This window comes from Caecibacter sp. AF58-12pH5A (genome assembly GCF_027681725.1).
Lineage (GTDB): Bacteria > Bacillota > Negativicutes > Veillonellales > Megasphaeraceae > Megasphaera > Megasphaera hominis.
In genome coordinates, this window is record NZ_JAQDBC010000005.1 from 134,745 (window position 1) to 157,193 (window position 22,449).

The 22,449-nt window shown below is 49.2% G+C and carries 19 protein-coding genes and 1 pseudogene; 17 read left to right on the forward strand and 3 right to left on the reverse strand.

Going from position 1 to position 22,449, the window contains the following annotated elements:
- Nucleotides 1-70 precede the first annotated feature (70 nt).
- A complete protein-coding gene (locus PGX44_RS04385; RefSeq protein WP_498854395.1) occupies nt 71-3,574 on the forward strand; it encodes a DNA polymerase III subunit alpha in 3,504 nt (1,167 codons plus the stop codon).
- Nucleotides 3,575-3,612: 38 nt separating this feature from the next.
- Here PGX44_RS04385 and PGX44_RS04390 read toward each other — a convergent pair whose 3' ends face one another.
- Complete coding sequence (locus tag PGX44_RS04390; protein WP_498854396.1) at nt 3,613-4,803, reverse strand: cation diffusion facilitator family transporter; 1,191 nt, start codon at nt 4,801-4,803, stop codon at nt 3,613-3,615.
- Between the two features lie 199 nt (nt 4,804-5,002).
- Between PGX44_RS04390 and rpmE the strand changes: the two genes are divergently transcribed.
- The 7 genes from rpmE (at nt 5,003) to upp (ending at nt 10,491) form a co-directional block, all read left to right on the forward strand.
- Nucleotides 5,003-5,212, forward strand: a complete 210-nt coding sequence (gene rpmE, locus PGX44_RS04395) for a 50S ribosomal protein L31 (protein ID WP_186503105.1) — start codon at nt 5,003-5,005, stop codon at nt 5,210-5,212.
- Nucleotides 5,213-5,281: 69 nt separating this feature from the next.
- Nucleotides 5,282-6,250, forward strand: coding sequence for a DUF1385 domain-containing protein (locus tag PGX44_RS04400; RefSeq protein WP_498854397.1), 969 nt, complete (start codon nt 5,282-5,284; stop codon nt 6,248-6,250).
- 38 nt (nt 6,251-6,288) lie between these two features.
- On the forward strand, nt 6,289-7,374 hold the full coding sequence (prfA, locus tag PGX44_RS04405) for a peptide chain release factor 1 (RefSeq protein ID WP_498854398.1): 1,086 nt from the start codon (nt 6,289-6,291) through the stop codon (nt 7,372-7,374).
- A complete protein-coding gene (gene prmC / locus PGX44_RS04410) occupies nt 7,367-8,230 on the forward strand; it encodes a peptide chain release factor N(5)-glutamine methyltransferase (RefSeq protein WP_498854399.1) in 864 nt (287 codons plus the stop codon). The genes prfA and prmC overlap by 8 nt, the downstream gene beginning before the upstream one ends.
- A 3-nt stretch (nt 8,231-8,233) precedes the next feature.
- The gene (locus tag PGX44_RS04415) at nt 8,234-9,289 is read left to right on the forward strand and encodes an L-threonylcarbamoyladenylate synthase (RefSeq protein ID WP_498854400.1); all 1,056 of its coding nucleotides are present in this window, start codon (nt 8,234-8,236) and stop codon (nt 9,287-9,289) included.
- Between the two features lie 107 nt (nt 9,290-9,396).
- Nucleotides 9,397-9,834 (forward strand): ribose 5-phosphate isomerase B, encoded by a 438-nt coding sequence (rpiB, locus tag PGX44_RS04420; RefSeq protein WP_186503110.1) that lies wholly within the window; start codon nt 9,397-9,399, stop codon nt 9,832-9,834.
- 33 nt (nt 9,835-9,867) lie between these two features.
- The gene (upp, locus tag PGX44_RS04425) at nt 9,868-10,491 is read left to right on the forward strand and encodes a uracil phosphoribosyltransferase (protein ID WP_186503111.1); all 624 of its coding nucleotides are present in this window, start codon (nt 9,868-9,870) and stop codon (nt 10,489-10,491) included.
- A gap of 49 nt (nt 10,492-10,540) precedes the next feature.
- On the opposite strand, the gene PGX44_RS04430 is transcribed toward upp, so the two are convergent.
- Entirely contained in the window at nt 10,541-11,476 is a 936-nt protein-coding gene (locus tag PGX44_RS04430; protein WP_498854401.1) for a homoserine O-succinyltransferase, read from the reverse strand.
- A gap of 585 nt (nt 11,477-12,061) precedes the next feature.
- Between PGX44_RS04430 and rplM the strand changes: the two genes are divergently transcribed.
- Nucleotides 12,062-12,502 carry a 50S ribosomal protein L13 gene (gene rplM, locus PGX44_RS04435; RefSeq protein WP_186503113.1) on the forward strand — a complete coding sequence of 147 codons (441 nt, stop codon included), beginning with the start codon at nt 12,062-12,064 and terminating at the stop codon, nt 12,500-12,502.
- A 21-nt stretch (nt 12,503-12,523) separates the two neighbouring features.
- Complete coding sequence (gene rpsI, locus PGX44_RS04440; RefSeq protein WP_186503114.1) at nt 12,524-12,916, forward strand: 30S ribosomal protein S9; 393 nt, start codon at nt 12,524-12,526, stop codon at nt 12,914-12,916.
- Nucleotides 12,917-13,025: 109 nt separating this feature from the next.
- Here rpsI and PGX44_RS04445 read toward each other — a convergent pair whose 3' ends face one another.
- Entirely contained in the window at nt 13,026-13,406 is a 381-nt protein-coding gene (locus tag PGX44_RS04445; RefSeq protein WP_186503115.1) for a PH domain-containing protein, read from the reverse strand.
- A 172-nt stretch (nt 13,407-13,578) separates the two neighbouring features.
- Between PGX44_RS04445 and PGX44_RS04450 the strand changes: the two genes are divergently transcribed.
- The 7 genes and pseudogenes from PGX44_RS04450 (at nt 13,579) to PGX44_RS04480 (ending at nt 22,381) form a co-directional block, all read left to right on the forward strand.
- On the forward strand, nt 13,579-14,319 hold the full coding sequence (locus tag PGX44_RS04450) for a hypothetical protein (protein WP_498854402.1): 741 nt from the start codon (nt 13,579-13,581) through the stop codon (nt 14,317-14,319).
- Between the two features lie 11 nt (nt 14,320-14,330).
- Nucleotides 14,331-14,867, forward strand: coding sequence for a gamma carbonic anhydrase family protein (locus tag PGX44_RS04455; RefSeq protein WP_498854403.1), 537 nt, complete (start codon nt 14,331-14,333; stop codon nt 14,865-14,867).
- 13 nt (nt 14,868-14,880) lie between these two features.
- The gene (locus PGX44_RS04460) at nt 14,881-15,060 is read left to right on the forward strand and encodes an iron-containing alcohol dehydrogenase (RefSeq protein ID WP_498854404.1); all 180 of its coding nucleotides are present in this window, start codon (nt 14,881-14,883) and stop codon (nt 15,058-15,060) included.
- Between the two features lie 15 nt (nt 15,061-15,075).
- A pseudogene (locus PGX44_RS04465) lies at nt 15,076-15,975 on the forward strand (iron-containing alcohol dehydrogenase family protein); the annotation flags it as partial.
- Between the two features lie 415 nt (nt 15,976-16,390).
- A complete protein-coding gene (locus tag PGX44_RS04470) occupies nt 16,391-17,554 on the forward strand; it encodes an acyl-CoA dehydrogenase family protein (protein ID WP_186503119.1) in 1,164 nt (387 codons plus the stop codon).
- Between the two features lie 239 nt (nt 17,555-17,793).
- A complete protein-coding gene (locus PGX44_RS04475) occupies nt 17,794-19,992 on the forward strand; it encodes a U32 family peptidase (protein WP_498854405.1) in 2,199 nt (732 codons plus the stop codon).
- Nucleotides 19,993-20,014: 22 nt separating this feature from the next.
- Nucleotides 20,015-22,381 (forward strand): endonuclease MutS2, encoded by a 2,367-nt coding sequence (locus tag PGX44_RS04480; RefSeq protein WP_498854406.1) that lies wholly within the window; start codon nt 20,015-20,017, stop codon nt 22,379-22,381.
- Nucleotides 22,382-22,449 lie beyond the last annotated feature (68 nt).

Genomic DNA, 22,449 nt, shown 5'->3' on the forward strand with positions numbered 1-22,449 from the left:
GCGTTTTTCTTTTTTTGGTGCCCCTGGTGTAGTATAATAAGGTACAGTGTTATGCAAAGGAGAAAACGCGATGAGACCTTTTGTACATCTGCATGTACATACGCAATACAGTCTCTTTGACGGCATGTGCCGCATACCGGAAATGGTAAGCCGGGCCAAAGAGCTGAACATGCCGGCTGTTGCCATTACGGACCATGGCAACATGTACGGCGTCATCCATTTATATAAAGAAGCCGAAAAGCAGGGCATCAAGCCCATCCTGGGCTGTGAAGTCTATATGACACGGGGCAGCCGTTTTGAGCAGAAAACGAAGGAACGGCTCTGCCACCTGATTTTGCTGGCCAAAAACACGACGGGCTACCATAACTTAGTTAAAATCGTTTCCAAAGGCTTTACAGACGGCGAGAACAATTACCATAAGCCCCGCGTCGATTACGACCTCCTGGAACAATATCATGAAGGCCTGATTGCCCTGAGTGCCTGCATTGAAGGCCATATGCAGCAGGATATTATTAACCATAACGAAGCCGGTGCACTGCGCACGTTAAAGGAATTAACACGCATTTTTGGCCGTGACGATTTCTATTTGGAAGTGCAAAACCATGGCCTGCCGGAAGAAGCATTGGTCCGTCAGGTCTTTAAACGCTGGTCTCAGGAGTATGATCTTAAACTGGTAGCAACGAATGACTACCATTATATTCATCGCAGCGATGCTGCAGCCCAGGAAGTCAAACTCTGTATTTCTACGGGTTCGACCTTGGATGACCCAAGCCACTTCCGCTTTTCTAATGATGAATTTTATATGAAAAGCGGCGACGAAATGGCGGCCCTCTTTCCCGATATGCCGGAAGCTCTCGATACGACGCTGGAAATTGCCGACAAGTGTGACGTCAAGATTTCCTTTGACGAACGGCATTTGCCCCAGTTTCCCGTACCGCCTGGCGAAACAGATGAAACCTACCTGCGCAAGCTTTGTGAAGAAGCACTGCCTAAGCGCTACAATCCCATTACGAACGAAGTACGCCAGCGTCTGGACTATGAATTGGGAGTCATCAATCAGATGGGCTTTCCGTCGTATTTCCTCATCGTTTGGGATTACGTCAAATTTGCCCGCGATCATGATATTCCCGTCGGTCCGGGCCGCGGCTCTGCAGCCGGCTCTGTCGTGGCCTATCTCTTAGGCATTACCGGCCTGGACCCGCTCAAGTATAACTTGCTTTTTGAACGCTTCCTGAACCCGGAACGAGTGACCATGCCGGATATTGATATGGATTTTTGCTATGAAAACCGCAGCCGTGTCATTGACTACGTAACGCGTAAATATGGCGCCGATCACGTGGCCCAGATCATTACCTTTGGTACCCTGGCCGCCCGGGCCGTCCTGCGCGATGTAGGCCGCGTCCTGGACATACCCTTGAACGAAGTAAACCGCATCCTGAAACTGGTGCCCAATGAACTGGGGATTACCCTCGACAAGGCCCTGGCGGAAAGCAAGGAATTCCGTCAGGAATACGAAGATAATGAATTGGTACACCGCCTCGTCGAGTATGGCAAGGTTCTCGAAGGACTGCCACGCCATTCATCGACCCATGCTGCGGGCGTCGTAATTTCTGCTGCGCCTGTCGATGACTATGTACCTGTCCAGTATTCAAAAGAAGGCTATTTGACGACACAGTTCGATAAGGACCTGGTCGAAGAGCTGGGTCTCTTAAAAATGGACTTCTTGGGCTTGCGCACGCTCACCGTCATTGGTGATGCAGTAAAGCTCATCAAAGCCAACCGGGGTATCGATTTGGATATCAATGCTATCCCTTTAGATGACCCTGCTACGGGAAAACTCCTTACAGAAGGTGATACGGCCGGTGTTTTCCAGATGGAATCCGATGGCATTACCAACCTAGTTAAGGAATTGGCGCCTACCCATTTTGAAGATATGATACCGACCGTTGCTTTATACCGTCCGGGACCTCTGGGCAGCGGTATGGTAGAGGATTTCATCAAGGGCAGCCATGGGGAAAAGGAAGTCACGTACCTGCACCCGCTATTAGAGCCCATTCTGAAAGATACGTACGGTGTCATCCTGTATCAGGAACAGGTCATGCAGATTGCCTCTGTCATGGGTGGTTTTTCCCTGGGAAAAGCTGATTTGCTACGCCGGGCCATGGGCAAGAAGAAGGAATCGATCCTGATCGCTCAACGCCAGGATTTCTTGGAAGGAACGCGTAAAAACAACATTGATGACGAGATTGCCAATAAGGTTTTCGATCTCATGGTTTATTTCGCCGGCTATGGGTTTAATAAATCCCATTCTGCAGCCTATGCGTATATTGCCTGGCAGACGGCGTATTTAAAGGCGCACTTCCGGCCGGAGTTTATGGCGGCGACCATGACCAGTGTCATTAACGATATCAGTAAAATCAGTTACTATATCCAGGAATGTACGCGCCATGGCGTGAAGGTCCTGTCGCCTGATGTCAATGCCAGCGTCTATATGTTTTCTGTTCAAGGGGAAGATATCCGCTTCGGCCTCTCCGGCGTGAAAAGTGTCGGTGAAAATACGATCCATGAAATTGTGCGTCAGCGTGAAGCCGGCGGCCCGTATACGTCCCTGGCTGATTTTTGCGGCCGTGTCGATTTGCACGTCGTCAACCGGCGGGCCATCGAAAGCCTTATCAAATGCGGTGCTATGGATTCCTTTGGCAAACGGCGCTCACAGCTCATCGCTGTCCTCGACCAGGCCGTCAGCATGGGAGCGCTCCTGCAAAAAGAAGAGGCGTCAGGTCAGATGGGACTCTTCGATTTAGAAGATGAACCGTCTGTTGCCGAGCTTACGTACCCCGATGTTCCGGAATACCCTATTGAAATGCGCTTGGCCATGGAAAAGGAATATGACGGCTTTTATTTCTCCGGACACCCCTTAAATGCCTATAAAGAGGCGATGCAGCGTGTGACACCTCTGGCTGTTTTCTTTGCCGAAGACCGGCAACAATACGATGGCAAAATTATTACGATTGGCGGTTTGATCACTGGACGGCGGCAGGTCATGACAAAACGGCATGACGCTATGGCAATCCTCACGGTAGAGGATTATACCCATTCGCTGACAGTCGTCTTATTCCCTAAGACCTATGCTCGCTATGCGGCTGTAGCAGCTGTTGATGCGGCTGTGTGCATCCGTGGCCGGGCTGATATTACGGATGATTCTGTCCAGCTCCTGGCCGAAGAAGTGACTCCCTTAGGACAAATGAAGGACCGTGCAGCCGGCCCGGTACGCCCTTCGGCAGCCCAAATGCGACAGGGGATGGCAGCAGCTCCTGGGAGTGGCGCTACGTGGCATGCAGGTATGGGGACAAAACTCTATATTAAAATTCCGGCTCATCTGGAACGGAGTAATCTGAGCACTACCATTGCCAGTGTGCTGGAACGCCATCACGGCGACGTGAAGGTCTATTTCCACCTCATGGGTAGCCGGCGTACAATTCTTACTAATGAGTGCTATTGGGTGACGACAGATGAAGCACTGCACCAGGAGCTGCAGGCTCTCCTGGAGCCCCATTCACTGGTTATCAAGTAACATATAGAAAATGCGTCCGCCGAGGCGGGCGCATTGTTTTAGGCTGATTTTTCTTCGCTTCCTTCAGGAATGATACGGGCTAAAACGACGTGCAGGCGTTTGTTATACTTTTGCATGGACGCGTCGATTTCTTTCCGGATCCGGATGCAGTTTTCTTCCGTATATTCTTCAGGGGGAATGTGCAGATCACAAATTATATTGGGATGAATGGAACCGGCTGTAAACCGCAGATTGTCCGTATGATACTGGGGATATTCGTTTTGAATCATTTTATCTAACAGCTGGCGCATGTCGTTGACGATTACCGGATCCATACAGAGGGGATCCATATGGACGTTGATATTGATTTGAAAATTTCGTTTTAACTGGTCTTCCAGCTCGTCGATTGCCGAGTGGACTTCGACAATATCCGACGTAGAAGGTACTTCGACATGAATGGAAGCATACGTACGGCCTGGCCCGTAATCGTGTATTTTCAGGTCGTGTACGCCTAGTACATAGGGACAGCGAAGGGCACACGCCGTAATGTCTTCAACGAGTTTAGGGTCCGGTGCCTGGCCGAGAAGAATATTGACGACATTTTTAGCCAGCTTGATACCGGAATAGAAGATCAGCACGCCAATAGCTGTGCCGGCTGCGGCATCGATAGGCAGCGTCGTGTATTGCTGGGCCAGCGTAGCAATCAGTACCCCTGTCGTTGCGATAGCGTCGTTAATACTGTCCGAAGCGGTAGCCTCATTGACACTGGAGTGGATCTGTTTGGCTATATAGCGGTTATACAGGCACATCCAGAACTTGACGATAATCGAGGCGACGAGAATAGCCATGCCCCAAAGGGAAAAATCAAGCATTTCCGGTTCAAAAAACTTCCGGACCGATGCTTCGCAAAGCTTAAAGCCGACGATGAGGATAAGAATGGCGATGGTCAGGGAGGCAAGATATTCAAAGCGTCCATATCCGAAGGGATGGTCTTCGTCAGGCGGCCTGTTGCTGAGCTTGGCACTGATGATCGTAATAAAGGACGACCCCATGTCACTTAAGTTATTGAAGGCATCCGAAATAATGGCAATGCTATTGCTGGCCAGACCGACGAGCAATTTGCCTATAAAAAGAAACAGATTACAGATAATGCCGACGATGCCGCCGACGATACTGTATTGTTCCCGTACTTTTTTATCTGTTGTATCCTCGTAATTGCGGACACAATGGTGTATGATATATTCAATCATAATCAGTCGCCTCTCTTTTTCACATCGCCTTTATTATATCATGTTATAGATAGAAGGAACAGGCGAAAGGACAAAGAAAGGCCGCTGGAGAGGGGAGAAAAATTCATAGGAAAGTTAGATTTTTCTTGCAATTCCATACCTCCTATGATATACTATCCTAGCATAGGTTGTGTATGATAGATGAGGAGAGGTGTAAATCGTGAAAGAAGGAATTCATCCGAACTACGGTGTAGCTAAAGTTACCTGCGCTTGTGGCAATACATTCGAAACTGGTTCTACAAAATCGGAACTGCATGTTGAAATTTGCTCTAAATGCCATCCGTTCTATACGGGTCAGCAGCGTGCTCAGCAGGCTCGTGGCCGTATTGAACAGTTCAATAAACGTTATGGTAAAAAAGCTAGTAAATAAGCAGTACAAGTGTGCAGCAGAGCAGAAATGCTCTGCTCTCTTTGTATATATAGGAAAGGGGTGTGCCTTATGAGCAAGCCAACTACGTATGTAGGCGGACAGGCCGTCATTGAAGGCGTTATGATGCGCGGCCCGAAATACATTGCGACAGCTGTACGGACTCCGGTCGGTGACATTACCGTAAAAAAGGATGAAGTACATTCTCTGTCAGACCGGTACCCGGTTTTAAAAAGGCCCTTGCTGCGCGGCACCATCGCCTTATATGAATCCCTGGTATATGGCATGAAATGCCTGTCCTATTCGGCCCAGGCTGCCGGTGAAGAAGATGAAGAATTGACGAAACCGCAGATGATGGCAACGATGGCTTTTTCCATTGCCTTGGCCATCATCGTCTTTCTTTTGATTCCTACTTATGGCGCCAAATTTGTTCCCGGTGTAGCAGACAGTACGATGGGACTGAATATCGTCGAAGGCGTGCTGCGTCTGCTTATTTTTCTCTTATATATATGGGGAATTTCACTGACGAGTGATATAAAGCGGGTCTTTGAATATCATGGTGCAGAGCATAAGACCATTTGGACCTATGAGTCCGGAGAAGCACTAACCGTGGAAAATGTGCGTAAGCACAGCCGGCTTCATCCGCGCTGTGGCACGAATTTCTTGTTGATCGTCATGTTTGTGTCGATCTTTGTCTTTGCCTTCCTGGGCTGGCCTAATCTCTTTGAACGTGTCCTTTCACGCGTTCTGCTCATGCCTGTCGTAGCCGGTATCAGCTACGAAATGATCCGCCTCGCTGCGCGGACAAAAAGCCCACTCGTACAGACACTGTTCAAGCCGGGCTTGTACCTTCAGTATTTGACGACGCGGGAACCGCATGATGATCAGATTGAGGTAGCTATTGAAGCACTCAATGCGGCAAAACCGGACGACGTGAACGACCAGGCACAAACGTGTACTGTAGAGATTATTACCCAAGAAACTGCTCCGGCAGCTTCTAAGGTACAAGATGCCGTAACATCCGGAACGGAGTCTGCGTAATCGCAGGCTCCGTTTCCTAGAGAAAGAGAGGAATTTACGTGTTTATAGATAAAGTGCAGGCTGTAGAAAATAAATTTATGGATTTGGAGCAGCGCATCAGTGACCCTTCTGTCATTGCCCGTCAGGACGAATGGCAGAAGCTGACACGGGAACATGCGTCCTTATCGCCTATTGTCGAAACGTACCGGAAATATAAGAATATAACCGAACAAATCGCAGGCGACAGGGAATTGTTGCAGGACCCTGACAGTGATGCGGAAATTATCGCCATGGCCAAGGAAGAACTGGCAGACCTGGAAAAGGAACAGGCGTCCCTGGAAGAAGAACTCCATATCCTCATGCTGCCTAAGGACCCGCGCGATGACAAAAATGTTATTATGGAAATCCGCAGCGGTGCCGGCGGCGACGAAGCGGCTCTCTTTGCAGGGGATCTCTTCCGCATGTACATGAAATATATTGAAAAGCAGCCTGGCTGGAAGGCCAGTATTATCAGCTCCAATGAACCGGAACTGGGAGGCTTTAAGGAAGTCATTTTTTCTGTCGAAGGGCATAATGTCTATGGCAAGCTCAAATACGAATCGGGCGTACACCGTGTGCAGCGCGTGCCTGTGACAGAAGCCGGCGGCCGTATCCATACGTCTACGGCGACGGTGGCTGTGCTGCCGGAAGCAGAAGATGTAGAAGTCAACCTGAACATGGATGATGTGCGCGTCGACTATTTCCGTTCAAGCGGTGCCGGTGGCCAGCACGTCAATAAGACCAGTTCAGCCGTGCGTATGACTCATATGCCTACAGGCATTGTCGTCGAATGCCAGGATGAACGGTCCCAGCTGGAAAACCGAGCGAAAGCTATGCGCGTCCTCAAAGCCCGTCTCATGGATAAGGCCCAACAGGAAGCCGATGCAGAAATTACAGAAGCCCGGCGCAGTCAGGTTGGCACAGGTGACCGCAGCGAACGTATCCGGACGTATAATTTCCCACAAGGCCGCGTAACCGATCACCGCATCAATCTGACGCTGTACAAGCTGGAAAGCGTCTTAAACGGCGACTTAGATGATTTTATTCAGGCTCTGGCAGAAACGCGGCGGACAGAACTGATGAAAGAAGAAAATGAAAATGAGTAATATGTGGACCATTGGTTCCATCCTTACGTGGACGACGCAGTATTTTTCCGGCAAAGGTATCGATTCAGCCCGGCTGGATGCGGAAATTCTTCTCTCTCATGTACTTCAAAAGGAACGGATCTACTTATATGCTCATTATGACGAACCTCTGAACGGACCGGAACTGGCGGCCTATCGGGAACTGGTCAAAAAGCGGGCCGGCCGCTTATCGGTAGCACATATCCTGGGGCAGCGTTCTTTTATGGGCTTTGATTTTACTATCAACCGGCACGTTCTCGTGCCACGGCCGGAAACAGAAATGCTCGTCGAAACCGTTATGGAGACTGTCCCCGAAGACGGCACAGCTTCCTTTCTTGACTTGGGAACGGGCAGCGGGGCTATCGTACTCAGCCTTCTGGCCCTGCGGCCGCAGTGCACCGGTACGGGCGTGGATATTTCTGCAGATGCCCTGGCTGTAGCCAGGGAAAACGGGGAAAAGCTGGGCCTGACAGAACGCGTGACATGGCTGGAAAGTGATTTGTTCGCCGCTGTGCCATCGGCTACATACGACTGGATCCTGTCTAACCCGCCTTATTTGACAAAAGAAGATATGCAGAACCTGGAACCGGAAGTACGCTACGATCCGCCACAGGCCCTCTTTGGCGGTGACGATGGGCTGGAACTGTACAGGCGTATTGCTGCCGGGGCTGCGTCGTATCTGAAAGAGGATGGCTGTTGCGCTGTCGAAGCCGGTGCCGGCCAAAGCCAGGCTATTGCCCGGATTTTTACGGAAACAGGAGCGTTTACTCTGAAAAAAATTGTTAAGGACTACGGCGGTATCGAACGGGTCGTAGTCTGCCAACGAAAAGAGTGTTGATAAATGAAACAGACAAAGATTGTCCGTATTACAGATGTAGAAAAAGATAAGGCCCTCTTAGAAGAAGCCGGCCGGATTATTCGCGACGGCGGCATCGTCGTTTTTCCGACGGAAACGGTATATGGTATCGGTGCTAACGGTCTTGACCCGGACTGCTGCCGTAGTATTTATGAAGCCAAAGGCCGGCCTAGCGATAATCCCCTAATCCTGACTGTGCCGGATCAGGCTGGAGCAAAAAAAATTGCTGCCTCTATTTCACCGACAGCACAGAAGCTGCTGGATACCTTTTGGCCAGGCCCCTTGACCATCATTTTTCCGCGAAAGGCCTGTGTCCCGGATGCGGCTACAGGCTGCCTGGATACTGTGGCCGTCCGTTGTCCTGACCATGCTATTGCCCATGCCTTCCTGCAGGCTGCCGGTGTTCCTGTGGCAGCTCCCAGTGCGAATCTGTCCGGACGGCCCAGCCCGACTACGGCAGAGGAAGTCGCTCATGATATGAATGGCCGCGTCGATATGATTATCGATGGCGGTCCTTGCCATATTGGTGTCGAATCGACGATTGTCGAATGCAATGACGATGGCGGCATCACTATTTTGCGTCCCGGTGGCGTTACGCTGGATATGTTGCAATCCGTAGTAGGCGAAGTACGCATCGACCCGAATATGGTAACCGGAAAAGGCGTACCCAAGGCACCGGGCATGAAATACCGGCATTATGCGCCGTCGGCACCGATGACCGTATATGTAGGTTCTGTTGCCGCTGTGCAGCAGGCCATGAAAGAACGATACGAAGCTCTGACGGCAGCAGGGAAGAAAGTAGGCTTTCTGGTTAGCCAGGAAGTGGGAGAGATTTTTCCACACGATGCCATGTATATTTGGGGCAGCCATGATGATAAGGCCTCCCTGGCCAGCCAGCTTTATACGGGTCTGCTCAATTTTGATGCCGTTCAGGTCGATTATATCCTCGCCGAAGGTACAGATGAAGAAGGATTGGGCATGGCCATTATGAACCGTATGAAGAAATCGGCCGGTGGCGATGTACGTCACGTGCAGGGATAATAAGATTACTTTATTTTTTCCTTGCAGGAGAGTATAATATTATCGGATTTGTATGTTGCGTATCATTTTATGATTTGCCCAACGTATATAAGGAGGAATTGACAATTATGAAATTAGTAATCGGCTGTGACCACGGTGGTTTCGATTTGAAGGAAAACATTAAGCAGTACCTGGATGAACAAGGCATTGCTTATACCGACTATGGTACGCTGACACCGGAACGGTGCGACTATCCGGTTATTGCGAAGAAAGTGGCAGAAGCTGTTGCAGATGGTACCTTCGACCGGGGCATTCTCATTTGTGGTACCGGCATTGGCATTGGCATTGCAGCCAATAAGGTGCATGGCATCCGGGCAGCCCTTTGTCATGACATGTTTTCGGCTGAATACTGCCGTCGTCATAACGATGCCAACATTCTCACCATGGGCGGCCGCGTCATTGGACCGGGTCTGGCCAGAGAAATTGTCCGTATCTTCTTGAATACAGGGTTTGATGGCGGCCGTCACGAAGTGCGCGTCAATATGATCAAGGAAATGGATAAATAAGCAATCAGTCAGCAGAGAAAGGAATTAATTGCCATGCAGGTACAAGTAATGAATCACCCGCTTATACAGCACAAAGTAACGCTTATGCGGAAGAAAGAAACAGGTTCTAAGGATTTTCGTCAGTTGTTGGAAGAAATTACTATGCTCATGGGCTATGAAATCACACGGGACCTTCCCTTGGAAGATGTAGAAATCGAAACGCCCATGCAGAAAATGACGGGCAAGCAGATCAGTGGCAAAAAACTAGTCATCGTCCCCATCCTGCGTGCCGGCCTGGGTATGGTTCAGGGTATGCTTAACCTGATTCCGACAGCAAAAGTTGGACATATCGGCTTATACCGTGACCCGGAAACGAAGAAGCCTGTAGAATACTATTGCAAGATGCCTGATATCGACGGTCGTGATTTTATTATTGTCGACCCCATGCTGGCTACGGGCGGCAGTGCAGCCGCTGCCATTACGCTCCTCAAGCAGCGTGGCATTAAGAATATCAAGTTCATGTGTCTCGTCGCGGCTCCCGAAGGCGTACAGTGCCTGAACCGTGAACATCCGGATGTTAAAATTTATACAGCAGCCCTGGATGATAAACTGAATGAAAACTGCTATATCCTGCCTGGTCTCGGCGATGCAGGGGACCGCATCTTTGGTACGAAATAAAAAAGATAATAAAAATCCGGACTCTCCCAGGAGAATCCGGATTTTTTCGTTAATGGGCAGGCACGGCCACGGAGGCAATCTGTTCGGGAACATAGGGGGTTTCCTGATAGACCAGGTTGAGCCAGTTATGGTAGAAGATATGGGCATAGCTGCACCAAATGAAATTGGGCGTGTTGCGGTCGTCGTTGCCGGGGTAATAATTTTCCGGCGGAGCAATGGGCAGGCCCTTATTTTTATCGCGGAAGTATTCCTTCGCCAGCGTATCCCGGTCGTATTCGAAATGACCGAGGATGAAGAACCGGCGGTGATCAGGCGTGCCGATAATGTTGATGCCGTTGTGGACATTGCGGGAAAGGATTTCCAGTCCTGGCGTATTATAGACGGCAATGTCGTCGATGGCTGTATGACGGGACTGGGGAATGAAATAGCGGTCGTCAAAGCCGCGCAAGAGGGGATGGTTGCGTACGGTCAGCTGATATTCATAAATGCCAAAAAGCTTGGCCGGTAAAAGCCGTTTTTCAATATTGTAGAAATGATATAAGGCGGCCTGGGCGCCCCAGCAGAAAGAGAGCAGGGAGAAGACGTGGGTCTTAGACCACTCCAGGTATTGCAGCAGTTCATCCCAGTAATCTACGTCCGTAAAGTCCAGTGTTTCTACGGGTGAGCCTGTAATGATCATGCCGTCGTAATAGGAATCCTTGATTTCATCAAAGGTATAGTAGTTTTCTTCCAGATACGACGAGTCCGTATTGGCGCTGACGTGGGTAACAGTATGACAGAAGTCGACTTCGACCTGCAGCGGCGAGTCGCCTAAGAGACGCAGGTATTGTAATTCGGTAATCTTTTTTAAGGGCATCAGGTTCAAGATAAGAATACGCAGGGGTCGGATATCCTGGTGAATGGCTCTGCCTCTATCGATGGTAGAAATTCCTTCTTGTTGTAATTTTTCTTTTGCGGACAAACCGTCAATGATTTTGATAGGCATGAAATATTCTCCTCTTTTCTAAACTATAACAGGGAAAACCAGATAAAATTTGACGTTTGCAGACAATAAAAAAAGCTCCCTGTCCCACATGGGACGGAAGCACCGTGATACCACCCAACTTTACCATTGCCTCACGGCAACAGCCTCTGCAGGTACGCTGGCCTGAGCCATTAATACCTTGGCACTGTAACGGGTGCACCCGGACGGTCTGACTATTCGACACGCCTGCTCGGAGTCCATCTTCAGCAACATTTCCTGCTCATCCTTTCACCAGTACGGATGCTCTCTGTGTCATTTCCTGTTGCGTACTCTTCTCGTCTTAGCAATACTATCAAATTATTTCCATTATCTTATCATGGAAACAAGCTCTTGTCAAATATAAGAAAAGAAGTAGCGGCGCAGCAATTGTTGCCAACGGGCATAGGCTGCATGTGAGGTAGGTATAACGAAGAGAAAAAAATCCTTGACAAATAGCAGTCAGATGGATAAAATATGTAGGTAAGCTTTTCACTTGGACTCCACTAGCCCCGGAGAAAAAGAACCTAAAGCTTAGGTTTAGTCAGTATTCAGGGAGGATTGTACAGCATGAAAACTACATTTATGGCTAACGCTGGCAACATCGAACGTAAATGGTATGTTGTTGACGCTGAAGGCCAGACATTAGGTCGTCTTGCTGCCGAAGTCGCAAAAGTTCTTCGGGGAAAAAATAAACCGACGTTTACCCCGCATGTAGATACAGGCGATTATGTAATCGTTATCAACGCAGCAAAAGTCAAACTCACAGGTAAGAAACTCATTCAGAAAACGTATTTCCACCATTCCGGTTATCCCGGTGGTTCCAAATTCACACAGGCCGGACATATGCTCGAAAAACGTCCGGAACGCGTTGTTGAAATGGCCGTTCGCGGTATGTTGCCGAAGAACAAACTCGGTGAACAGATGTATCGCAAACTGAATGTATATGCAGGTGCTGAACATCCGCATCAGGCACAGCAGCCAGAAGCATTAGAATTGGACATTCGTTAATCGTACCGGGAGGAAGATTTCATGGCAGTAGCACAGTACTACGGCACTGGCCGTAGAAAAACATCCGTTGCCAGAGTTCGTCTGGTTCCGGGTCAGGGCAAGATCATCGTTAACAAAAAAGAATTAACAGAATATTTCGGCCGTAAAACGCTGGAACTGGTTATTAAACAGCCGCTCGTACTGACTGGTGTAACAGAACAGTATGACGTAGTCGCCGATGTAAAAGGTGGCGGTCCGTCCGGCCAGGCCGGCGCTATCCGTCACGGCATTAGCCGCGCACTTTTGGAAGTGGATGCTGATTTCCGTCAGCCCCTGAAAAAAGCCGGTCTCCTTACACGTGACCCGCGTGAAAAAGAACGCCGTAAATACGGTCTCAAGAAAGCCCGTAAGGCTTCTCAGTTCAGCAAGCGCTGATTATTTTGCCAAAAACACTGCATGTCCTATGGACAGGCAGTGTTTTTTTACGTATACAAAAAAGAGGAAGACTGTGTGCTATGTCTCCCTCTTTTCAGGTATGGTCCTATTATTTTACTTTTTCAACGAGGATTGCAATGATGTCGCGCATAGGGGCTGTATCTTCTAAGAACGTAAAGGTGACACAATCCATACCCGGAATCCAGACTTTGATTTCTGTATCCATATCTTTATTCAGACTTACTTCAGCCGAATAAGCGGAGATGCTGCTGTAAGGAATGCATAGGCCGGCCTTGTGTTTTGCCGTATAGGCTTCGATACGGATGGCGATAATCTTTTCATCTGTAAAGACGAGAACATTGCGCTGGGACATGAATTCCATGAGGACCCGTTCGTTTTTGCCGAGCAGTTTATCATACAGGTCATGTTTAAAGCCGATTTCATTCTTTTCAGAGAGCATAATTTTTCTTTCATCTTTGTCGTTGAACATAGACATACCTCCTTATGATGAAAAAGCATCCTTTGATTTTCTCATAGCGTATCCGTATGAGAGATGAGTGTTTTCTTTATTCTAATATATAGTATAATATACTTGTTATCAAATGGGAAAGACTTTTGCTTATAATAATGGGCAAAATGTTTTAAAAAAGGGGGGGTTTGTGATGAGCAAGTACTATATTGCAAGTTGTGTCTTTACGTGGCATTATCCGCAGCTTAGCCAGCGCGCCCAGGCCTATGCAGAAAAAAAGGGGCTCACGGTAGTGCGCTGCTGCGTGCCGAAATATAAACTGGAACATTTTACAGGCCATATGCCGTCAGAGTACCAGGATACATGGGCTGCTTTGCCTGATAGCGGTGATTTTGCAGCGGGGGATACAGTCTATACCCTTTGCCATAACTGTTCTGCCATTATCGAAGAAACTAAACCGGGCGTAACCATCAAATCTCTTTGGGAACTCATGGATGAAGATCCGGATTTCTCCTATCCTGATTTTACGGGTCACACGATGATCCTGCAGGATTGCTGGCGCGCCTTTGACCGCACGGCAGAACAGGATGCAGTACGCTCGCTGCTGAAGAAAATGAAGATCACTGTAACAGAGCAGGAAGAACGCCGGGAAAAGACTGATTTTTGTGGCGTTTCCACGCTCCGGCCGGCACCACCGCGCAATTTGAAATTGGCACCACAGCGTTTTGTACACAATGCCAATGTGCAGGGGAAATTTGAAGATTGCACGCCTGAAGAACAGAAACGCCGCATGACTGAATATTGTCAGCGTTTTAACGGCAAGGAAGTCGTTTCCTACTGTCATTATTGTATGGAAGGCCTCCTCCTGGGTGGTGCCCGGGCGAAACATTTGGCAGAACTGGTGTTTAATCAATTTGAAACCTATCAGAAATAGGAGGGAGTTCCATGGCAAATCTTTATCCGTTTCACGGCCATTCGCCGCAAATTGATCCGGGAGCCTTTGTGGCAGATACGGCAACGATTGTCGGTGATGTAACCATAAAAAAAGGGGCCAATATCTGGCCCGGCGTCGTCATACGGGCTGACGAAAGTCCTATTGTTATCGGCGAGGGCGTAAATATTCAGGATAACACTGTCTTGCACACAGATCCCGGTTCGCCCATGATTTTAGATGATTATTGCATGATCGGGCATAAAGCGATTATCCATGGCCGGCATATTGGTTCAGGCACACTGATTGGTATGGGTGTCATTCTCATGGGAGAAACTGATATTGGCGATAGCTGCCTCATCGGCGCCGGTACGATGATTACACAAAACAAGGTCATTCCGCCGCGGTCCCTGGTCTACGGTACGCCTTTCCGTATCGTGCGTACCCTGGAAGAAGAAGAAATCAAGAACATCCATGAAGACATTATGGGGTATTACCGGCTGGGCCAGGAATATAAAGCCCTGCAGGATGAAAGAAACCGGGGAAAATAAGGAGGAATCTGCCATGTTCATGTATGAAATGCCGACACGGCTTTATTTTGGTAAAGACTGCATTGCCCAATCGGGTCAGGAACTATGCCGTTTAGGAAAAAAAGCGCTGCTCGTTACAGGCCGTCATTCGGCTAAGATCAATGGTTCCCAGAAGGCAATGACTGAGCAGCTCGAAACGTTGGGAATTGCCTAGGTTTTATTCGATGAGGTAGAAAATAATCCTTCCATTGAAACGGTCCGCAAGGCAGCGGCGCTCGGCAAAGCAGAAGGCGTCGATTTCGTCATCGGCATCGGCGGCGGCTCGCCTATGGATGCGGCGAAGGTCATTGCCCTCTTGTGCACGAATGAGCTCGATGATACAGCTCTCTTTACAGGGCCGTATGTCCGCCCTTTACCGATTGTGACTGTACCGACTACGTCCGGCACGGGCAGTGAGGTAACGAAGGTAGGTGTTTTGACCAATCCCCATATTGGCACGAAGCAATCCGTCAATACGCCGCTTATATTCCCGGCTGTATCCTTTGCCGACCCGACCTTTACAGAAAGCGTAAACCCTGTCGTTACAGTGGATACAGCAATCGATGCCTTGTCTCATGCCATTGAAGGCTACATGTCCAAAAAAGCAACGCCTATGAGTGATGTCTGGGCGGAAGAAGCGATGCGCTTCCTGGGCGTCCATTTGACAGAATTGAATGGGGCGTCCCTGTCCTATGCCGTACGGGAAGATTTGATGTATGGTGCCGTCTTGGCTGGTATGGTCATTGCCCAAACCGGGACGACACTGGTACATGGTATGGGCTATCAGCTGACCTATTATAAGGGCCTGACCCACGGACGGGCCAATGGTATCCTTTTACCGCATTACATGTCGCTCATGGAAGAAACCATGGCAGACAAGGTAGAAAAGGTATGGGAAATTCTGGGGCTTTCGGGCCTCGCTGATTTTACGGCGTGCATTAATAATCTCATGCCCGATACGGTATGCTTGACCGACGCGGAACTTGCCGAATATACGGCACTTACTATGCCTATGGGTGCCGTGACCAGCACGGCCTATGACGTAACAGAGGCCGTTGTAAAAGAGATGTACCAGTCCTTAGAACACTAAATACATAGCTTTTTTATTATAACCAGGTGCTAGTATCTATGCACCTGGTTATAATATTTTGTTTATAATTGTGCAAAGGGATAGACAAATTGTCAAAAAAAGTATATAGTACAGAGTATGTGATGAAAAGTACATAACATGACTCAAACATTACAAATAATAATGAAATCTAAAACCTTTGCGCGTCTATAATAAGAAATTTAAGACGCATAATAAAAGTTTTATGTAAATATTTCGATAAAAAGTCTACAAATTTGTTATTATGTGATATAATGAACGTATATTAACGAAAGACGAGTGCTTGATTTCAGCAGTTGCCCTATGTTGGTAACTGTATGATATATTAATAGCCCCTAATGGCATAGTCTATACTATACTATTTTGACTATGACTTTATCAAAAGGAGAGATGTAAAATGGGTTATATTCTTAACAAAGACCAGCAGGACCTCGTAGATTTGGCGAAAGACTTTGCACAGAAAAAGGTTGCTCCGTTCGTAGCTGAATTAGACCGTGCAGAAGTACCGGGCGAAAAATTGTATGAAATTTACAAAGAAGCTGTAGATATCGGCTTCTGCGGTCTCGAAATTCCGGAAGAATACGGCGGCATGGGTCAGGATTACTACACAGTAGCAGCTGTATACGAAGAACTCGCTAAAGTAGATGCTGGCTTTGCTACAGCCGTAGCAGCATCCGGCCTCGGCTTGAAACCGGTTCTGCAGCACGGCAACGATGCTCAGAAACAGTTGTATGCTGATAACCTGACAGGCGAAAAAGGCAGCGGTTTCTGCGCATTCTGCTTGACAGAACCTAACGCTGGTTCTGATGCTGCTGCAGGCACGACGGTTGCAGTTAAACAGGGCGATGAATATGTCATTAACGGCACGAAATGCTTCATCACAAACGGTGGTGTTGCTTCCGTATTCACAGTATTCGCTATTACGGACAAGACAAAAGGCGTAAAAGGCATTTCCGCTTTCATCGTTGAAAAAGACCGCCCGGGCGTTTCCATTGGTAAAGAAGAAGACAAAATGGGTATTCGTCTTTCCAACACGACAGAAGTTATCTTCCAGGACGTTCATATCCCGGCTGATCATCTGATCGGACAGGAAGGCAAAGGCTTCGTATATGCTATGCAGACACTGGACCTCGCTCGTCCGATGGTTGCATCCCTGGCTGTTGGTATTGCTCAGCGCGCTCTTGATGAAGCTGTTAAATATGCTCATGAACGTGTTACATTCGGCAAACCGATCATCAAACATGAAGCTATCGCTTTCAAATTAGCTGATATGGATATTAAGACAGAAGTTGCTCGTTCTGCTATCATCAACTTCCTCAACACGTACTATGCAGAACCGAAACGCAACTATACACGTGAAGCAGCTATTGCTAAATGCTATGCTGGCGATATCTCCGTTGAAGTTGCTCTGGACGCTGTTCAGATCCTCGGTGGTTTCGGCTACAGCCGTGAATATCCGGTAGAAAAACTCGTTCGTGATGCTAAGATCATGCAGATTTATGAAGGCACCAACGAAGTACAGAGAATCGTTATCTCCGGTTTCCTCGCAGCTAAGAAATAATTTTTCTAACGTCTGCCTTAGACGGCCCCTTGCTTGCAAGGGGCCGTTTTTTTTGCGGTGCAGCCGCTTCTTTTGCGCTTGCACCTGGTATTTCAAGCACTATCATGGTATAATCAAAAGACGTGTATATTACATGTTTTTTCAGATAACAAAGGGAACAGAAAAATCACGGGTATGGTGCCTGTGATTTTTTCTATCCCTTTCTTACGAGTGAAGTAAGGATATGTACAGGAGGTACTATGGCAGAATTACTGGCCCCGGCTGGTTCTCTCGAAACGGTATTGACAGCTATTGATGCAGGTGCAGATGCTGTCTATTTTGGTGGCAAGAGCTTCAACGCCCGCAAGTTTGCACATAATTTGGCTGATGAAACGATGGCGCAAGCCGTAGAAACAGCCCATTCTTTTGGTGTCAAAGTATATGTGACTGTCAATATCGTCATGGCAGATACAGAATTAGACGAATTAAAAGGGTATTTGCAGAAATTGGATGCCCTGCAGGTTGATGGGATTATTGTGCAGGACTTGGCCGTGGCCGCCCTGGCCCGGGAGTGTGCCCCTAATTTGCCGCTTCACGGCAGTACGCAAATGACGGTTTCCGATTTGCACGGTGTTCGTTTCCTCGAAAAAATGGGCTTCACACAGGTTGTCCTGGCGCGGGAACTGCCTCTTGCGGAAATCCGCTATATTTGTGCCCATGCTAAAGCGGCTATTGAAGTCTTTATCCATGGTGCCTCCTGTATGGCCTATTCGGGCCAATGTCTCATGAGCAGTTTTATTGGTGGCCGCAGCGGTAACCGTGGCGCCTGTGCCCAGCCGTGCCGCTTGCCTTATCAGCTTTATGACGGTGAAAAAGCTGTTTCTCCGTCTGAACGGTATTTATTGAGTCTCAAGGATTTAAACGGCGCTGCCTATATCGATGACCTTCTTGATGCCGGTGTGGCGTCCTTAAAAGTAGAAGGCCGTATGAAGGGGGCCGCCTATGTTCGTGCTGTGACCCGGGCCTATCGGCTGCTCATTGACGGCCACTACCAAGCGCCACGGCAACGGCAGGCGACACAGGAAGAAGCGGGACGTCTGTTGGCAGAAAGTTTTAATCGTACCTACCAGGATGATTTTTTAGGCGGCCATATCAGCCGCCATACTGTAACGGAGCAAACCTCCGGCAATTTAGTACCCAAGGCTGCCGGTACGGATCCCGGGTTGACACGCCGCATTCCCCTGTATGCCCATATCGATACAACAGAAGCACAACAGCTGCGCCTGACCTTTTGGGATGAAGCTGGTCATACAGTGCAGGCTGTGTCAGACTATGTTGTGCAAAAGGCCTCGCACCGGCCGGCTACGCAGACCTGGGCTGAAGCGCAGCTCTCCCGTCTGGGTGACAGCCTCTTTTCCTTAGTCCAGGCTACGCTTTGGGATGAAACGTATATGATTCCTGCCAGCGTACTCAATGACTTGCGGCGCCAGTGCTGCCATGCCTTACAGGAGCAAATAACGCAAAGCTACGCACGGCCTGCGGCAGGTAACCTGTTGGCCGCCCCACTACGCGATGTGCCGGAAATGACACGGCCGGACCGGCTGGAACTGACTGTGCGCTGTGACTCTCTGGAAGGCGCAGAAGCAGCCATAACCAATGGCGCATCCCGCGTGATTTACGGTGGTGAAACGTATACGCATAGCTTTACCCTGGGGACCGATTGGAAGCGGCTGGCAGGCCTTGCTAGCACAGCGGGTATTTCCTTTTGGGTAGCTACACCCCGTGTTTTTTGGCCCAGCCAGGCCACAGCTGTGCTGACTGAAATTAAACAGGCTATGGCTGCCGGTGCAGCTGGTGTCTATGCCGGTTCTATGGGGATTTTTGATCTCCTCCAGGAAAACCATATCAGCCTGCCTGTAAGTGCAGACTGGTCTCTCAATATATTTAACCATCTCAACGCGGGTCTTTATGCTGGACTGGGCTGTCAGGAAGTGACCTTGTCGCCGGAGCTGACGTTGCGGCAAATAAAGGCCATCGTAAAACACCTTTCTGTTCCCGTTGAAGTGCTGGCTGAAGGACGTATCGAAATGATGATTACAGAATACTGCCAGGCCGCTGCCTTATTGAGTAAAGAAGGCAAGACTCATTGCGGTGGTGCCTGCCGCAAACGGAATTTGTCTTTAAAAGATCGTCATGACGAGCATTTCCCTGTCGTTACAGACGAATTTTGCCGTAATCATATTCTTAACAACCGGGACCTCGATATGGCGCCGTATGTGAAGGAACTGCGTCAGGCCGGTATCGCCCGCTTACGGATTGAAGGACGGGGCCGGACGCCGCACTGGATAGCAGAACAGGTACGCCGCTATGGCCGCCTCTGTGATGGTACGGAAACGATGCTGCTCACGAAGGAAGACAGGACCGTAACGCGGGGTCATTTCTTCCACGGCATTTTATAAAGAGAACAAGGAGCAAAGAGTAATGAATAAACGTAGTATGCGGATTTTAGGGTTTTATCAGGTCCAGAATATGCTCGTACAATTGGCACCGTCGAGGTTATCCAAGGAAATTGCCCGGCGCCTGCGTCCGAGCAGTGATGAAACGGAAATCCGTCAGATGCTGACCGATACGGAAGAAGCCTTCCTCTGCTTGCAGCGGGAAGTTTCTACGCCCTTTGGCGGCATCACGGATATTCGGCCGGCCCTGGAAAAGGCTAAACGGGAAGTAACGCTTGACGGGCAGGAATGTGTCGATATTTGGAATAATATGGAACGCTACAGTGCGGTACAGTCCTATTTTGCAGAACGGCAGGACCTCTATCCCCACTTATATGAACAGGCCCAGGGCATTGGCGAGTTTTCTTTCCTCAGCCATAAGATGGCCCAAGTTTTTGACCAGAACCATCAAATACGCGACAATGCCTCACCAGAGCTGCTGCGCCTGCGCAACCGGATTATGGAGCTCGAACGGCAGACGAAGCGGTACATGCAGAGCGTTCTCCAGAGTAAAGAATATCAGAAATATTTTCAGGACGTCCTCATTACGATTCGTAACAACCGCTACGTCATTCCCGTCAAGCAGGAGTACCGCCATGCTTTTCCCGGCATTGTCCATGATACATCGGCCAGTGGCTCGACGCTCTATATTGAACCTATGGCCATCGTTAATGCCAATAATGACCTGCAGGCAGCCCGTATTGGCGAAACGCGGGAAATAGAAAAAATCTTCCGTCGTCTGACTACGCAGGTGCGGGAAAAATATACGGATCTCTATGAGAGCACCCTGTGTACGGGACAGCTGGAATTTATCTTTGCCAAGGCTCAGCTGGCACAGCAGATGAAAGCCTGCCGGCCGGATATATCGAAGACCGGACTGGTACGGCTGCTGCAAGCCCGTCATCCGCTCATCGACCCGAAGGTTGTCGTGCCGAACACGATCGTCCTGGGTGGCGACTACCGCATTCTCCTCATTACAGGCTCCAACACGGGGGGCAAGACGGTCTCTATGAAAACGCTGGGCCTTCTGGTTCTCATGCATCAGGCCGGCCTCTTTTTGCCTGTAACGGAAGGATCGGAATTGCCCGTATTCCGCGATGTTCTGGCTGATATTGGCGATGAACAGAATATTTCCCAAAATCTCAGTACGTTTTCAGGTCACATGAAGCAGCTCATTTATATCATCAAGCACTGCTCGGCTAACGATCTGATCCTGGCAGACGAATTGGGCTCCGGTACCGACCCGGCAGAAGGCAGTGCCATTGCCATTGCCATTTTGGAGGAGCTGTACCAAAAAGGGGCTTATGTCATGGTGACAACCCATTACAATGACCTGAAAAACTATGCCTATCGTACGGAAGGCATAGAAAATGCCCACGTTGAGTTTGATGTGGAAACACTCAAACCTACGTATAAACTGCGCATCGGCTCAGCTGGCAGCTCTCATGCTTTCAGTATCAGTGAACGTTTGGGCATGCCCAAGAATGTCCTTGAAAAGGCACGAGACCTGCGTAGCAAAGCACAGGACGTGAATATGGAAGCTATCCTGACGAAGCTTAACAACCAGGTTAAGCAAGTGGACGAAGAACAGGCGGAATTGGAAAAACGCCTGCAGGAAACACGGCGCCTGGAAGACGAGCTGCGTAAGGAAAACGAAAAAGTCAGGGAAAAACGGCAGGATATCATCGACTCGAGCCGCCGTGAAGCCGTTGATCTCAAGCGGGGCCTGCGGCTCGAAGCAGAAAAGATCATCCGCGAATTAAAGGAACAGACGAAGGAAAAGCTGACGGAAAAAGAACGGACTAAGGCTATCGAACAGGCCCGCCGTGCCATTCAGCAGATTTCCCTGCCGGAAGCACAGGCTGAAAAACGCGACCCCGTCGATATGGACCGCCTCAAGGTAGGCCAGCAGGTCTACGTCAACTCCCTCTCCGGCCTGGGCACGGTGACGGAAATCAACGGTAAAAAACTGACTGTTTCCGTACGGGGCATGACGGTCCGCGTCAAGGCCTCGGATATTAGCGCTCCCTACTTATCGGAAATCAAGCAGGAAAAGCAGGCCGAAAAGAAAGAAGCTACTCGTTCGTCATACCGGCCCATCCGTACCGGCGCCGTAGCAACGGAAGTCAACGTCATCGGTATGACCGGTGCCGAAGCCATGCCGGTGGTTGAACGCTTCCTTGACCAGGCCTTAGCTGCCGGCTTCAGCCCTGTCCGCATCATCCATGGTAAGGGCAGCGGTGCCCTGCGTAAGGCCATCCATGCCTTTTTGGACCGCCAGCCCTTTGTTACGTCGTACCGCCTGGATGATGCGCAAAACGGCGGCGACGGTGTTACGTTAGTATATTTCTAAACCTTGCTTACAAAAAAGGGGCTGTGAAATAACGCCCCTATAAAAACGAATGAGGATCACTGGCTCGA

Excerpts from the sequence above, each read along its gene's own strand:
- PGX44_RS04430 (WP_498854401.1), bottom strand. The coding sequence starts at position 11,476 with ATGCCTATCAAAATCATTGACGGTTTGTCCGCAAAAGAAAAATTACAA.
- rpiB (WP_186503110.1), top strand. The coding sequence starts at position 9,397 with ATGAAATTAGTAATCGGCTGTGACCACGGTGGTTTCGATTTGAAGGAA.
- upp (WP_186503111.1), top strand. The coding sequence starts at position 9,868 with ATGCAGGTACAAGTAATGAATCACCCGCTTATACAGCACAAAGTAACG.
- rplM (WP_186503113.1), top strand. The coding sequence starts at position 12,062 with ATGAAAACTACATTTATGGCTAACGCTGGCAACATCGAACGTAAATGG.
- rpsI (WP_186503114.1), top strand. The coding sequence starts at position 12,524 with ATGGCAGTAGCACAGTACTACGGCACTGGCCGTAGAAAAACATCCGTT.
- PGX44_RS04455 (WP_498854403.1), top strand. The coding sequence starts at position 14,331 with ATGGCAAATCTTTATCCGTTTCACGGCCATTCGCCGCAAATTGATCCG.
- PGX44_RS04385 (WP_498854395.1), top strand. The coding sequence starts at position 71 with ATGAGACCTTTTGTACATCTGCATGTACATACGCAATACAGTCTCTTT.
- prmC (WP_498854399.1), top strand. The coding sequence starts at position 7,367 with ATGAGTAATATGTGGACCATTGGTTCCATCCTTACGTGGACGACGCAG.
- PGX44_RS04460 (WP_498854404.1), top strand. The coding sequence starts at position 14,881 with ATGTTCATGTATGAAATGCCGACACGGCTTTATTTTGGTAAAGACTGC.
- PGX44_RS04400 (WP_498854397.1), top strand. The coding sequence starts at position 5,282 with ATGAGCAAGCCAACTACGTATGTAGGCGGACAGGCCGTCATTGAAGGC.
- PGX44_RS04475 (WP_498854405.1), top strand. The coding sequence starts at position 17,794 with ATGGCAGAATTACTGGCCCCGGCTGGTTCTCTCGAAACGGTATTGACA.
- PGX44_RS04480 (WP_498854406.1), top strand. The coding sequence starts at position 20,015 with ATGAATAAACGTAGTATGCGGATTTTAGGGTTTTATCAGGTCCAGAAT.
- PGX44_RS04415 (WP_498854400.1), top strand. The coding sequence starts at position 8,234 with ATGAAACAGACAAAGATTGTCCGTATTACAGATGTAGAAAAAGATAAG.
- PGX44_RS04390 (WP_498854396.1), bottom strand. The coding sequence starts at position 4,803 with ATGATTGAATATATCATACACCATTGTGTCCGCAATTACGAGGATACA.
- PGX44_RS04450 (WP_498854402.1), top strand. The coding sequence starts at position 13,579 with ATGAGCAAGTACTATATTGCAAGTTGTGTCTTTACGTGGCATTATCCG.
- PGX44_RS04445 (WP_186503115.1), bottom strand. The coding sequence starts at position 13,406 with ATGTTCAACGACAAAGATGAAAGAAAAATTATGCTCTCTGAAAAGAAT.
- PGX44_RS04470 (WP_186503119.1), top strand. The coding sequence starts at position 16,391 with ATGGGTTATATTCTTAACAAAGACCAGCAGGACCTCGTAGATTTGGCG.